Origin of the sequence: Pseudoalteromonas fenneropenaei (assembly GCF_042643375.1) — a bacterium.
Classification (GTDB): Bacteria; Pseudomonadota; Gammaproteobacteria; order Enterobacterales; family Alteromonadaceae; genus Pseudoalteromonas; species Pseudoalteromonas fenneropenaei.
This window is the reverse complement of sequence record NZ_JBHRSD010000047.1, coordinates 1-14473: the sequence shown is the minus strand read 5'-3', so window position 1 is coordinate 14473 and position 14473 is coordinate 1. Positions and strand designations below refer to the sequence as shown.

Sequence of the window (14473 nt, the reverse complement as noted above, 5' to 3'; positions counted from 1 at the left end):
CAACGATGTAAAAGCCGCAGAAATTTTCTACATGAGTGTGTCGTAAAAAATGTTTGCAAACGTTTGCATAACGTTCTATTTTAAATTTGAGCCAAGTGCAACTCCCCATCTAGGGAGGTTGGCAAACACAGTTACCGCGGCACACAAATGCCAACACAGCGCTGCGTTAAGGCGGCGATGTGGAATACAAAAACTGGGCAGAACACTATGACAACAAGAGGAATCCTGCAGTGAACAACCGTTACGCGTACACCCTGCTGGCTTCGGCGATTGCATTTGCAATCAACATTGAAGCACAAGCAGCTGAACAAAAAGCACAAGATAAAGTTGAAACCATTATCGTCTCTGGTACACCTGGTGGCAGTGGCGTGCGTAAAGTCGATGCGGCATTTGCAGTGACCAACCTAGACGCAATAAAAATCGACCGTTTAGCACCGAAAAGCACCGCTGATCTCTTCAAAGCCGTACCTGGTGTATGGGTTGAAAGCTCAGGTGGAGAATCAGGCGCCAACGTATTTGTACGAGGCTTTCCAGGTGGTGGTGATGCGCCGTTTTTAACCGTTAGTTTGCAAGGTTCACCCATTTACCCTGCACCTACCTTGTCGTTTTTAGAAAACTCATCAATTTTCCGTCTTGATGAAACCATCAGCATGATGGAAGCACTGCGCGGTGGACCAAACCCTGTGGTATCGAATGGTCAACCCGGTTTGACCACTAACTTCCAATTAAAACGTGGCAGTGAAGAAACCGAAGGCACTTTTAAATACACCACTTCAGATTACGGCTTACAGCGCGTTGACGCTGTGGTCAGTGGTGAGCTAAGCAAAGATTTCTACTATATGGTGGGTGGTTATGTAAAACGCTCTGATGGCATTCGCGACGCGGGCTTTACATCTGAAAAAGGCAACCAGTTCACCATTAACCTCACCAAAGTATTAGATAAAGGTGAAATTAATCTCTACACCCGTCAAACCGATGATACCGGTGCTTGGTATTTACCGACGCCATTGAATGTTGCAGGTGTCGATGCTGAATATACCCAGCTCTCTGGTTATAATCGCCAAGCGGTTATTTATGCAGGCCAAGGCGGTCAGGCAATGGAAATTGACTTAGGTGATGGCCGAGGTTGGGACGGCCACGTTTCTGGCGGTAGTATCAAGCTAGACCTAGCCAATGACTGGCAATTTGTCGACCGCTTTAGCCTCACTCAAGGCGCGGCTAACACCTATGGTTTAGTGCCAGCGGGCGCAGCAACCAATTTAGCCAGCGTTGCTGACAATGGCAGTTCAGCCACAGGGGCAATTACTGGCACTGAGTACGACGGCAATACCTCAGTACAAAAGTTTGGTCGCTGGGTCGTACTTAAAGATATTGATGCCTTCACTAATGACTTGGCCTTTAGTAAAGATTTTGGTCAAGTGAAAAGCGCCTTTGGTGTGTATAGCGCCACCACCTCAGCGAAAGATTGGTGGAGCTTAGGCAACGCAGCGTATCATGTACTGGGGGGCAGCAAAGAAATGCTCACTGGTATTGCTTGTAATAGCGCTGTTGAAGGGTGCGACTTCAACTACGACATAAATTCAACGGGCGATGCAAAAACGTTAGCGTTTTACACTACCCATAGTTACCGCGCCACCGAGCAATTAACATTAGACCTAGGCTTGCGTAGTGAAAAGCACGAGGTCAGCTACTCGGTTGACGAAGGACTCGACGGCATCATTACCAAATCGGTTGATTACGATGCACGCAAAACCTCTTGGACGCTTGGCGCCGATTACAAGTTAAACGACCACAGCGGGGTATTTGCACGCGTTAATAAAGGCTACAAAATGCCTTACTTTGACGACTTCCGTGACAATTTTGGTGCTTATACAGGCGGTCAAAACCTCATTAAAGAAGTGACTCAAGCTGAAGTGGGCTACAAATTTATGGGTAGCAACACCGACTTATTCGCAACCTTATTTACTAATGAAGTCAAAGGCGACACTTTTGTCCGCCGTCCGGGCGCACCCGCTGAAATCCTCACCAACGAGGCTAAAGGTATCGAGCTTGATTACAACTACAATCATGAATCTGGCCTTGCAGTGAACTTAAACGCGACATGGCAAAAAACCGAGATCACCGAAAGCCCAGGTAACGAAGGCAATGAAAGTCAACGCCAACCGAGCTGGCAAATTCGTGTCACGCCAAGTTATGAGTTTGAAGTCGCTGGCATGTTCGCCAGTGTTTACGGCACACTTTCTGCGGTAGATGACCGTTTTGGCAATAACGAAAACACTGTCGTGCTAGAAGGGTACGAAAAACTAGATTTAGGTATGACACTTGAACCAACAGAAGGTATTAAGTTGCAACTGGCAATTGATAACCTCACTGATGAGCAAGGCATCACCGAAGGTGACCCGCGTAATGATGACGCGCCCAACGGTCGCTACATTATGCCACGCAGCATCAAGTTCAGCGTTGCCTATAACTTCTAACTCCTTGAGCCATACCCAAGTGCAGCAAATGCAGCCGCTGCAACTGGGTAAACACACCAGAGTTATTGCGTTCATTTAGCTCTGGCCCCTTGGGCAACAAAGTCCACAGCAAAAATACGCTGTGGACTTTTTATTTTGGGCTACTCAGTTATACTTGGCATAATTATTTCTTGCCAAAAGATGTCATGGATTTACTGGCTTTATTAGATATTTACCCGCTTTCTTGGTCTGGCATTGCTGCCGCTATCCTCAGTGGTTCGATTATTGGCTTAGAACGTCAACTACGCGGCAAACCCGTTGGAATTCGCACCTCTTCTTTAATTGTCTTAGGTACTTACGTTTTTATTACGCTCGCAATGGCGGTCAATAATGCGGTGGCCGATCCCTCGCGGATCATCGGCCAAATCGTGACTGGCATAGGCTTTTTAGGTGCGGGCGTGATGCTAGCGCGCGACGGGGTGGTGGTTGGCGTCACCTCAGCCGCCGCCATTTGGATGCTTGCCGCAATTGGCATAACCATCCCTATTGCGGGTGAATGGGTGGCGATTAAAATCTCCTTTGTGGTGGTCGGTATTCTTTATGGCGTTGATTTATTAGAAGAATCATTCACCTCACTAACCCGAGGTGTACATGTCAAGTACAGCAATTGGCGGGTCAAGAAATTTGAGCGCCAACAAGCTAAAGCCAACAATGGCAATAGCAAATAATCATCCACTAAACGGCGGGGTGTTCGCCCCGCTACACTTACGCATTCGTCTCATCTGCTGTTGTTGTTACCCGAACTTAGTTAAGGTGGTGCACATCATCCTTGTGTCATGTAAAACAATTAAGCTAAAACTGCACCACTACAGTTGAGGATTTTATGAAGTTTACTGCCGCCCTGTTTATCAGTTTTGCCGCCTTATTGAGCAACCTAAGTGTTGCTAAACCGGTGCAATTTCTTGCCTATGGCGATATGCCTTATTCAAGTGTTGACCGCGACTTAATCAGTGCACCAGACGGCGCATTGTATAAAGCGGCGCAAATCACGCCACATCAGTTTGTGGTGCATGTGGGGGATATTAAAGCGGGCGTCCAATCTTGTAGCGATGCACTGCTCCGTGACAATTACCAAGTGATCAGCAGCTTAAGTACAAAGCCGTTTATTTATACACCAGGTGATAACGACTGGACTGATTGCGACCGCGTCACTTTACTGCAAACATTTGATGAACTTGAGCGGCTGCAATTTGTGCGCGAGAATTTTGCGACTCAAACCCCAGCGTTAGCTAACTTTAAACGCCAAGCCAACCAACCGGAAAACCAAAGCTGGCAGCTTGATGACGTGCAGTTTGTTACTTTACATGTGGTTGCAACCAATAATGGTCGTAGGCAGATTTTGCAATCTGATGAAAAAACCGCACTCTCGCAAGTCGATAGCAGAGATCAACTCAACTTTGCATGGCTCGACCAACATTTACCAAAAAAAGGCCCGAAAGCCGCTGTGATTATGATGCAAGCCGACATCTACGTGAAAGCTAAGCACGATGGCGCTTGTACGGATAAAGAGCAAAAAAAGTGTGATGGCTTGCTTGCGTATCGCAAACAAATGGATAAGCTCGCAAAAAAGCGCAACTACCCCATTTTATTGGTGCATGGAGACACTCCAGCATACTGTTTTTCAAAGCGTAATTCTGGGCTTTGGCACTTAAATACGCCGGGCGATTTTAAAGTGCTCGATATCGCGCAAGTCACAGTAGAGCCGGAAAGCCAACAACCCTTCACAGTGAAGTCGCTGTTAAGTAAAGACAGCATTGCTGCCTGCCCAGAGATCAGTAAAGACTAAGACGACGCGAGCACTGAGCTCGCGTCCTTATTTTTTCTGTTTTAGAACCAATTCGGCATAACTTCAGCTCAATTACGCTTTTTTCGCGAAAAATACCGCGTTTCTCTGTCACTCAACGCTGAAAAATGCTATTGCTTAGACAATCTCAGCGTTCATTATAAAAACCAACGCAACGCGCCCACTGACCTAAATTTCGGAGATCATCATGAAAGGCTTTTCGCTACTCGCTTTAGCGGTTTCCATGGCACTTACCGGCTGCTCACCTAGCCCAACTCAAACAGAAACTCAACCAGCACCGGCTCAACAAGTCACTAAACTTGACCGTGCTGCCGTGGATAAAGTAGTCGACGGTTACACCAAAACCTTTATTCAGCACCAACCTGCGATGGCAACCTCGCTCAATTTACCTACTGCTGAATATGGTGACTACGCAAGCCGTTTGCCTGATTATTCCAGCCAAGGCATGAAAGCCCTGCAACAAGATATGGCAAAAGCAGCCAGCTCTTTAGCGCAACTTACCCAAGCTGAACTGAGCAGCAACGATAGCCTTCATGTCCGAGTGAATGAAGTGATTGCCAAATACTACGCTGGCGACAGCAATTTCAGCGGTGGTTATATTGACACTTGGGGCGGCCATTTACCTTATATCGTCAACCAATTGTCTGGTCCATTAGTTGATATTCCAACCGTATTAAAAGATCAGCACATCATTGCCAGCATAAAAGACGCTAAAGACTATCTCGCCCGCCTTGACGGTTTTGCTACTGTGATTGATCAAGTGCGCGCCAAAGTCGCTGAAGATGCAAAAAACGGTATTGTGCTGCCTAAAGTGCTGTTCCCAAACACTTTAGGTTATTTAAGTAACTTTGTGGCAAAAACGCCTGAGCAGCACGCGCTAGTAACTTCTTTCCAAACTCGCCTAGAAAACCTTACCGATGTTTCGGACGAAGAAAAAGCCGCGATGGTGACACTCGCAGCCAACCTTGTAAAAGATAAAATTTACCCTGCTTTTGCCCGCGTAAGCAGCGATATGCAAGCGCTTGAAAGCACCGCTCCTGAAGCAGTTGGGATTTCAGCTCAGCCCAATGGCGCTGCGTTTTATCAACATGAGATCACCTACTTAGCCGACTCCAGCATGAGCGCCGAGCAAATTCACCAAATTGGTTTACAAGAAGTTGAACGCATTACCAAACGCATGGACGAAATTCTGAAAGCCAATGGTTATAGCGAAGGTAGCGTTAGCGAGCGCATGCAAAAACTGAACGACGAGCCACGCTTTTTATATGCTGATAGCGATGAAGGCCGTGAACAATTATTGACTTTCTTACGCGGTGAAATTGAAACGGTTATCGCCAAAGCGCCGACGCTATTCTCGACTTTGCCAACGCAAAAAGTAGAAGTGAAACGTATTCCTAAAGAAGTTGAAGCGGGTGCACCGGGTGGGTATTACAATGGCCCGTCGTTAGATGGCAGTCGCCCTGGGGTGTTTGCGATTAACCTTAAAGATATGAAAGCGGTGCCAAGTTTTGCGATGAAAACCCTGACTTATCATGAAGCAGTACCGGGTCACCACTTCCAAATTGCGCTTAATATGCTGCAAACTGACATCGGCTTAATGCGCCAAAATGCCTCTTTCAACGCTTATATTGAAGGCTGGGCTCTCTACTCTGAGCTAGTAGCGTTTGAGATGGGCATGTATGAAAACGACCCATTTGGCGACCTTGGTCGTCTACAAGCCGAAGTTTACCGCGCAGCCCGTTTAGTGGTAGACACAGGTTTGCATGCGAAAAACTGGTCACGTCAACAAGCGATTGAGTATTTTGCTGAGGCAACAGGCTCTGCGATGAGCGACGTGACTGCCGCTATCGACCGTTACATTGCATGGCCGGGCCAAGCATTGGGTTACAAGTTAGGTATGCTGAAATTAGTCGAGCTACGTCAACATGCGCAACAAGCACTAGGTGACAAGTTCGATATTAAAGCCTTCCACGACTTAGTGTTGTTAAAAGGCGCGCGCCCAATGGCGATTGTTGAAGAAGACGTAAATAGCTGGATTGCAGCACAATAATTACTGTTTAAACTTAAAGTTAATTGGGGTACTTTAGCTATTTGCTAGTACCCCAATGTTGTTTTTAAAGGATATCATTTTGAAAACCTTATCTCTGCTCGCGCTATCACTTATCTCTAGCAGTGTCTTTGCTGCGATTGCACCAAACAGTGACAAAATAGCCAATTACGCAGTAAAAACCTATCAGCAAGCGCAAGTCCACACTTTAGCCAATTTGGTGTCGTTCCCAACGGTTAACGAAGCGCATATCGCCACACCAGACAATCCGGCTTTTATTGGCTTTAAGCAGTTACTTAAAATCAAAGCCGCTGAGCTTGGGCTAGATTACCAAGACCACGGCCATACGGTGTTAATCGGCCTAGGTCAGCAAAGTGATAAAGTCACTATTGTCACCCATGGGGATGTACAACCCGCCGATGCCAGCAAATGGCGCCAAAGTCCATTTACCTTAGATGCAAGCTCTGAGCCGGGTAAACTGATTGCACGCGGCACAGAAGACGATAAAGGCCCCATTGCTACTGCGCTTTACGCGATGAAAGCGATTAAAGACCAAGGCGTTACCCTTAATAACCGCATTGAGCTGATGGTGTACTTGGCAGAAGAATCCGACTGGGAGCCGCTAAAAGCCTTTATGCAAAATTACGCGCAACCAAAATATGCCGTAACCATTGATGCCAGCTATCCTGTCGTCGTGGCGGAAAAAGGCTGGAGCTTAATTGCCCCAACATTTGATGCCAGCTCGGCGCAGCAAAGCACTTATGTTACAGGGCTTATGGGCGGTGCATTTGCTAGCCAAATCCCTGAAGATGCCAGCGTGATTGTGCATAACTTAAATGCGGCAGATGAAGCTAAATTGCGCGCCGCGGCCAAGCAACTAGATAAAGTACAAGTGACGTTACGCGCATTACCTGAAGGCATGCTAGTCACGGTAAAAGGTGTTTCTGCCCACTCATCTGAGCCAGAGCAAGGCATCAACGCCATTGCTCATCTAGCTGAGCTATTTAAAGAAATTCCACTTGAAATGAATAGCGATGGCCAAGCGCTGACCTTTATCCATGAATTAATTGGTCTTGATTTGTATGGCCAACAATTTGGTGATATCGCGTATCGCCACGACTTTATGGGGCCGATGAGCGTTGCGCCAACCCTTTTAAAACGCGCTGGCAATGCCCTGACCTTATCCGTCAACCTGCGCCGCCCAGTTGGCAAAACCGAAGCTCTGTTAGCTGAGCAAATTGACGCAGCCCTTGGCAAATGGCAGCAGCAACATCAAGTGCGTTTAACTGGGCTAGAAGTAGAACTTGGCGAGCCAATGTTATTGGATGGCGCCCCACACGCACAAAAGCTGTTAGATGTGTTTAAACACTATACTGGCGACCAACAAGCGGGGTTTGTTTCTATCGGCGGCGGCACCAACGCCAAGCTATTTGATAACGCCGTCAGCTTCGGCCCTTCAATGCCGGGGGTAAAATATTCAGGCCACTCCGAGCACGAATTTATCACCACCAAACAGCTTGAACTGAACTTACGTATGTACACCGCCATGATGTTAGAGCTGGGGAATATGTAGCTGAGTTAATGGGAAATAAGTTAAAGAGAAATAAAACAGGTGGCGAGCATGCCACCTGATTTTTATATATCGCTTACAAAAATAAAACGGTTAGTTTCTGTGCCAGAAGCGGATATTCAATACTCTACTGGCGATAAGTCATTCCTAGGGGGAACAGTGACCGCTGTTTCTTAATCTCACTAAAAGGTATTTTTTTCATGACTCTCATACGCCAAATACGAAATAGACTCTTCATTTTTTATAGTTTCAAAAGAACTCAAATCTACTTCTGTTAACAATGTATTTCCATACTCATGGTGTTTGTCAAACGGGGTAGGGAATAGCGTTAGTTGGATTGGCTTGCCCAATATTTCACTGTCCTCATCTGGCATTGGTAATATTATTTGAAACATTGTATTAGCAAATGCGATTACAAATTGCATATACGGAGCGTCGTTTACAGTATCTTTCCGTCGTAGAAGAAAAATAGTTACTCCACTATATGGTTTAGGCCCAGGTGTAAATTGTTCAAAAACAATGAAAGGTCGGTAAGATAATGACTCATAAGTATGCGACTCTAAACCAACCCATGTTATTAGATGCTTAAGGCTACTTAGCTCTTGCTTAGGGGCAACTGAAATAGCCATTTTTACAAAACATTTGAATGCGGCTGCTGGAATATATGGCTGTTTGTGAGCTGTTATTTTTATAGATTTATTTTCTTCGTCAATTTCGTATATCTTGTCATCTTCATAGCTAGTTAATGAGATAACCTGATCTTTCATTGATATTTTTGTTTTTCCATCTCTGCCAACATAAGTTGGAATACCCTTTTTCCCATCAACAGCAGCCAGTGTTCTTTGCACGCCAAGGTATTTTGCGAGGTGGTCTTCTATTGTCCTGCTAAATTTCTCATTGCAAACATCGCATTCGTCGTATGCTAGGAGAGATTTATTGCCCGTAAACTCAGGAATTGCATGTGCAATTTTTTTAAAATCAACATCTGGGGAAGACCTATCACAAAATCTGCAAACTCTCTGTTCTTTTGTACCGATATAAACCTTTTCTTCCTTAGTCAAATTGATATATGAACTGATGATGTCGTAGTTCTCATGAAAATAGCTAGTCCGATCCATATGTATTCCCTTAATACGGTGCTGAATGGCAGGGCCAAACCTTGAATTTTATATGATATAGGTTGGAACTATCTGCTCCACGCTCATAGTCCACTTTTTCACATGTGCCAAAAGCGGAGCATCAACGCCTCGCTTAACCAGCGCAAAATAGCAGGCTAAAATTAGCGACGAAGGAGCGCAAGCTTGCTGTTTTGCGTCCCTTGGTTAAAGCGTTTGTTAGGCATTATTTATCCCAACATTTTTCCTCAAGCTGCAATAAAAATCTTTTCTAAGATTGCTCAGATTTCCTCTAAGCTGCGAAATTTCGTGCCGCGTTGGAATGTTAAAATCTGAATTACTCCTAAACACAGAATTTCTTAAAGACGATACTTCCCCTTCGTACTCCCATATTTTTTTCGATGCTTCAGAATTGTCTCCAACCAAAATCAATAAGAGTGCGTAACAACGCTCAAGGTCACCTATAGCATCAACATAACTCTCGTCTTTTCCGTTTAAAAATTTTTTGAAATCACTACAAGGCTGCCCATTAGATTCAATATCCTTGCTAACCCCATCTAACGCAGCCAACAATTTGGATGCTGAAGAGAAATACTGTTGTGCTGAATCTGTTGCTTCTAACAATATATCTTTTCTAGCCTCCCACTTTGTTTTCTCTACATCGTGCTGTCTATTTCTTTCACTAATAAAATAACTGACAACACCTGTAACTAGCGCTCCTAAGCCAACTTTAACGACCGTGTCTAGAATTTGCAGACTTGTTAGTTCTGGCACGTCTTTCCCCTTGATGCCTAACATCTTAGTATTTATGGGACACGTTGTTTGTGTCACATAATCCCTTGTTGAACTGAGGCGCTGCCTGCACGTAGCTTGGTGTAGTTTATGCCATGGGAATTTGATTTTAAGCCTAAGGGGTAAATGGTTGGTTTGCTCAATCCGTTACCTTACTTTGCGCTTCCTAGCATCGCTCAGTCGTTTTTTATGATTCCATTACAGCCAATTCAGGGACTTTAAGCAACCTTTTTTAAGCCACGCAGCACATCCTCTCTCAATTCTTTTCATTAGATTAACTTATTGAAGTTCGGCAGCTCTTTTACGCTGCTAACTCAGTCGTATATCTGCCTGTGTGTCGTCTTGGTTTTGTCTTTGTGCTGTGAACACCATTTTAGACTCAGTAGTCCATGCCCGCAAACCCCTCCCCTCTACAAACTCAGCACATACTTTTTAAAGTTATCTAAAATACTTTGCCAGCCTTGCTGTTGAAATTTTGCGGGGTGGGTTTGCTTTAGTGCTAATGATTGAGCCGAGTCCTATTTATAGTCTCAACAGACAAATAATGGGTTCTTTTAGCACCACTCGTACAATCATCGCAGTATCCTTATTTTATCCCTCTCCCACTTGAGAAGAACATGTGTACGAAACCAACTAATCGTGACGGGGTCACATAATCGTGACGGGGTCACATCTTGCATTGTGCATGATGTAGGCCGTAACTGTTTGCTATTCACCCAAAACAGTCTACCCCCCTACAAACTCAGCACATAGCTTTTAAAGTTATCTAAAATACTTTGCCAGCCTTGCTGTTGAAGTTCTGCGGGGTGGGTTTGCTCTGCTTCAAATTGCTCTGTAATGGTGACGCCGCTTGCGGTTTCAACAAAGTCGATGCTGACTTTACGACCATCGGCAATGACGTAGGCGATGCGCTGCATTGGCACCACTTCGGTAAATTGGCCGTTAAAATCAAAACTCATTGAGCCGTCTTTAGCTGCCATTTGATAGCTAAACTCGCCACCAACCCGAAAATCGCTGCGCGCCAACGGGCAACACCAATCGTCATTAGCAAAGTTCCAACTTTCAATATCGCTTGGCGTATGCCATGCGCTCCAAACCAGTGCTAATGGCGCATTAATGGTGGTAGAAACTGTGATAAGCATAGTCTTTCCTTACAACCTTCCTGACAATGTTCTGTACGAACTGATCCTACTTAAACTATTTGCCGCTACAGTTAGGCGGTGAGTAGGCAAGTCCCTCAGAACATAGATTCTATGTGATTAAGGTCGCCAACACCGCTGCGCCGTTAAGCAGTATATAAATCCATCATGCGCGTATTGCAGGTGAGGTGCAAGCAACAAGTTGGCTAATTTACCAACCGCGCTACTTGCCATACTTGATGGTATGCAATTGCATGCCCAAATACTGCATAGTGAACTGAATTACATCAATAAAACATTGTGGCGTGGTGTTACTGCATGAAGTACTCAAAATCGAAAAGTGCTTGCCCCGTAATGCGCGCAGCTCTATTTTTAGCGCCTCGTCGTCCATAAACTCGGTAATACGGTCTAAAAACGCTTTCATCGGTGCAGTAACGCTGTACCAATATACTGGGGAGGCAAAAACAATGTGCTCAAACTGCATTAAATAGCGCAGCAAACCACGAAAATCATCATTTTTATCGCGATGCTCATAACTGTAAGGCGCGACTTTAAAACTATCTAGATATACCAGTTCAGCGTTGAGTTCGGTGGCTAACTGTTGGCTGGCTTTGGCGGTATTGCCAAATTCACGGGCGCTTGAGTACAAAATTACGCTTTTCATTATGTCTCCTTTTGAATAAATTGCTGGTAGACTAATTCCTCAAGCTAAGTTGAGGTAAAGCGAATTTTTAAGGATAACCCTATGACAAGTTCAAAACACCGTGAAGAAGCCAATCTCAGTGTAGGGCAAATAGCCAAACGTGCTGGAGTCAACGTGTCAGCATTGCATTTCTATGAGCAAAAAGGGCTTATTCGCAGTTGGCGCAATAACGGCAATCAACGCCGTTATAAACCAGACACGCTACGCCGCATTGCGGTAATAAAAGCAGGGCAAAAAATGGGCATTAGCCTTGATGAGATTAAAGCAACACTAGCCACTTTGCCTGATAACCGTACTCCCAACAAAACCGATTGGGCAAATTTGGCCACCCATTGGCAGCGCCAATTAGATGAAAAAATTGCTTATATGCAGCATGTACGTAATTTTGTGCAAGGTTGTATAGGCTGCGGCTGCTTATCGATGAATGCCTGCCCTATGTATAACCCTAACGACATCGTTGCCGATAGCGCCAGCGGTGCTGTGTGGCTAGAAGCCCCAGACAAAGCGCTGGCAGCAAAAATCTGTTATGATAACAACTATAATAAAATAGGAACAACAGAATGAAAAAAACCACGCTGTGTTTAGCGTTACTTGCCACCTTAGGCTTAGCTGGTTGCCAAAATAGTGTAACCCTAGCAACCACTCAAAGCCAGACCCAAGTCAACGAACAAAACCAAGCTTTTCAAACCTTTGCCGCACAGTTTATCGAAGATTTATGGGCGCAATATCCAGAAGCATCCTCATGGGCTGGCTATGGCAAATACGACGATATCATTACCATTCCTGATGAAGCGAGCCGTGTCAGCAGCGCCGCATTTGTTGCTAAGCAACTGGCCAAATTACGCCAGTTTGATTTAACAAAGCTAACTAACGCCAACAAAATTGATTACCATTTGCTTGAAAACACCCTGCTACAAAGTGAATGGGAAGCCAATACGTTTAAATCTTACCAGTGGGACCCATCAAGCTATAACGTGGCTTATGGCTTTGCCAGCATTCTAAATAGCCGTTTTAAAAGTGATGACGAAAAGCTCAAACTGATATTAAACCGCTTACAGTATGTCCCTGCTTATTACAGCGCAGCCGAAGCCAATATTACTATTCCAACCCTCGAGTTCACGCAGCTAGGTATAGCGCAAAACCAAGGTGCGTTTAGCGTGTTAAACGACGAATTACTGGCTAAACTGGCCGACAGTAAACTGACTGCAGCCGAGCAAACCCTTTTCACCACCCGCTTTAACCAAGCAAAGCAAGCCATCACTGACTATATCGAGTTTTTAACTCAGCTTGAGCAAGAGCTTACGGCCAATGGCAACGCGCGCTCGTTTCGTATTGGCGAAGAACTGTACGAAGCCAAATTCGCTTTTGATATTCAATCTGGCTACAGCGCCAAGCAAATGTTTGCAAAAGCCGTGGCCGATAAAACCCGTGTAACGGAAGAAATGGCCAAGCTGACTATCCAGCTGTGGCCAAAATACTTCCCGAATGTGCCTATGCCTGCTAAAGAGCGCGATGCCGTCGCTATGCTTATCAAGCATTTATCGGCCAAGCATGTGGCGCGTGAAGATTTTGTCAGCGAAATCAAAGCGCAGATCCCTGCCCTTGAGCAGTTTGTAATGGACAAAGGCTTAATCGGCCTAGATGCCAACAAACCTTTGGTGGTGCGTGAAACACCAGAATATATGCGCGGTTTTGCCGGTGCTTCAATCAGCGCTCCTGGCCCTTACGAGAAAAAAGAAAACACCTATTACAACGTGTCACCACTTGATGATATGAGCGATGAGCAGGCCGAGTCTTACTTGCGCGAATACAATCATTGGATTTTGCAAGTTCTCAACATTCACGAAGCCGTGCCGGGCCATTACACCCAGTTGGTGTACTCGAACGAATCACCTTCACTGGTTAAAAGTATTTTCGCTAATGGCGCCATGGTTGAAGGTTGGGCGGTTTATACCGAGCGTATGATGCTTGAAGAAGGCTATGGTGATTTTGAACCTGAAATGTGGCTGATGTACTACAAATGGAATTTGCGCGTTATTTGTAACACCATTTTAGATTACAGCATTCACGTCAACAACATGAGTAAAGAAGACGGCATCGCGCTATTAATGGACGAAGCCTTCCAAGAACGCACCGAAGCCGAAGGCAAATGGCGCCGCGCCACCTTAAGCCAAGTGCAATTGACTAGCTACTACAGCGGCTACCGCGAAATTTATGACTTCCGCGAAGCGCAAAAACTAAAGCTTGGCGACCAGTTTAAACTACGCGCTTTCCACGACGAGTTTTTAAGTTTTGGCAGCGCTCCTGTTAAATATATTAAAGAGCTAATGCAATACTGATGTTGGAGTAAATTGATTAGGGGGCACTCGCCCCCTAATCAATTTAATTTGGTTCAATTTTTTATTTTGTGTGGTTCGATAGACTAAGCATCAATCAGGTTAAAAGAGCTCTTTTCAGACGTTCGGCTCTAACTTACTTTTGGACGAAAGCGAGTTTCGAACTTAATGTCCTCCGACACCGACAAATGAATGTTTAATTACATAGGTGACAATATACTATTGAACAGGATTGTAGTAATGGCATTTTATTGCCTTGTCAGTTAAAATTTAAGTAACACAGGAGGCGTTATGACAAACACTGTTGCTAAAGTAGCGATCGAGCGCAAGACGAAGTTTACCCCCAATATGGAAAACTTTAAGGTCAGTTTGAGCTACGAAGGCCTTTCACTGAAAAAGGATAGTGAAGGCAAAACGATTGCGGATTTAAAACGCAAGTATGCGCGATAAG

12 protein-coding genes are annotated in these 14473 nt (G+C 45.1%); 8 read left to right on the top strand and 4 right to left on the bottom strand.

Going from position 1 to position 14473, the window contains the following annotated elements:
* Positions 1-230 precede the first annotated feature (230 nt).
* The 5 genes from ACFOEE_RS19515 (at position 231) to ACFOEE_RS19495 (ending at position 7940) form a co-directional block, all read left to right on the top strand.
* Positions 231-2477 (top strand): TonB-dependent receptor, encoded by a 2247-nt coding sequence (locus tag ACFOEE_RS19515; protein WP_377128769.1) that lies wholly within the window; start codon positions 231-233, stop codon positions 2475-2477.
* A gap of 185 nt (positions 2478-2662) precedes the next feature.
* Complete coding sequence (locus ACFOEE_RS19510) at positions 2663-3184, top strand: MgtC/SapB family protein (RefSeq protein ID WP_377128482.1); 522 nt, start codon at positions 2663-2665, stop codon at positions 3182-3184.
* Positions 3185-3339: 155 nt separating this feature from the next.
* The gene (locus ACFOEE_RS19505; RefSeq protein ID WP_377128479.1) at positions 3340-4302 is read left to right on the top strand and encodes a hypothetical protein; all 963 of its coding nucleotides are present in this window, start codon (positions 3340-3342) and stop codon (positions 4300-4302) included.
* A gap of 205 nt (positions 4303-4507) precedes the next feature.
* Complete coding sequence (locus tag ACFOEE_RS19500; RefSeq protein WP_377128476.1) at positions 4508-6370, top strand: DUF885 domain-containing protein; 1863 nt, start codon at positions 4508-4510, stop codon at positions 6368-6370.
* 79 nt (positions 6371-6449) lie between these two features.
* Positions 6450-7940 carry a dipeptidase gene (locus ACFOEE_RS19495; RefSeq protein ID WP_377128473.1) on the top strand — a complete coding sequence of 497 codons (1491 nt, stop codon included), beginning with the start codon at positions 6450-6452 and terminating at the stop codon, positions 7938-7940.
* A gap of 179 nt (positions 7941-8119) precedes the next feature.
* Here ACFOEE_RS19495 and ACFOEE_RS19490 read toward each other — a convergent pair whose 3' ends face one another.
* From ACFOEE_RS19490 to ACFOEE_RS19475, 4 genes are all read right to left on the bottom strand, one after another.
* Positions 8120-9055, bottom strand: coding sequence for an HNH endonuclease (locus tag ACFOEE_RS19490; protein ID WP_377128470.1), 936 nt, complete (start codon positions 9053-9055; stop codon positions 8120-8122).
* A gap of 216 nt (positions 9056-9271) precedes the next feature.
* Positions 9272-9826 carry a hypothetical protein gene (locus ACFOEE_RS19485; RefSeq protein ID WP_377128467.1) on the bottom strand — a complete coding sequence of 185 codons (555 nt, stop codon included), beginning with the start codon at positions 9824-9826 and terminating at the stop codon, positions 9272-9274.
* A gap of 752 nt (positions 9827-10578) precedes the next feature.
* The gene (locus tag ACFOEE_RS19480; RefSeq protein ID WP_377128464.1) at positions 10579-10986 is read right to left on the bottom strand and encodes an SRPBCC family protein; all 408 of its coding nucleotides are present in this window, start codon (positions 10984-10986) and stop codon (positions 10579-10581) included.
* A gap of 220 nt (positions 10987-11206) precedes the next feature.
* On the bottom strand, positions 11207-11647 hold the full coding sequence (locus tag ACFOEE_RS19475; RefSeq protein ID WP_377128461.1) for a flavodoxin family protein: 441 nt from the start codon (positions 11645-11647) through the stop codon (positions 11207-11209).
* A gap of 81 nt (positions 11648-11728) precedes the next feature.
* Between ACFOEE_RS19475 and soxR the strand changes: the two genes are divergently transcribed.
* From soxR to ACFOEE_RS19460, 3 genes are all read left to right on the top strand, one after another.
* On the top strand, positions 11729-12250 hold the full coding sequence (gene soxR, locus ACFOEE_RS19470) for a redox-sensitive transcriptional activator SoxR (RefSeq protein ID WP_377128458.1): 522 nt from the start codon (positions 11729-11731) through the stop codon (positions 12248-12250).
* Entirely contained in the window at positions 12247-14025 is a 1779-nt protein-coding gene (locus tag ACFOEE_RS19465; RefSeq protein ID WP_377128455.1) for a DUF885 domain-containing protein, read from the top strand. Before soxR ends, ACFOEE_RS19465 begins: the two co-directional genes overlap by 4 nt.
* Before the next feature lie 288 nt (positions 14026-14313).
* Complete coding sequence (locus ACFOEE_RS19460) at positions 14314-14472, top strand: hypothetical protein (protein ID WP_377128452.1); 159 nt, start codon at positions 14314-14316, stop codon at positions 14470-14472.
* Position 14473: the final 1 nt, after the last annotated feature.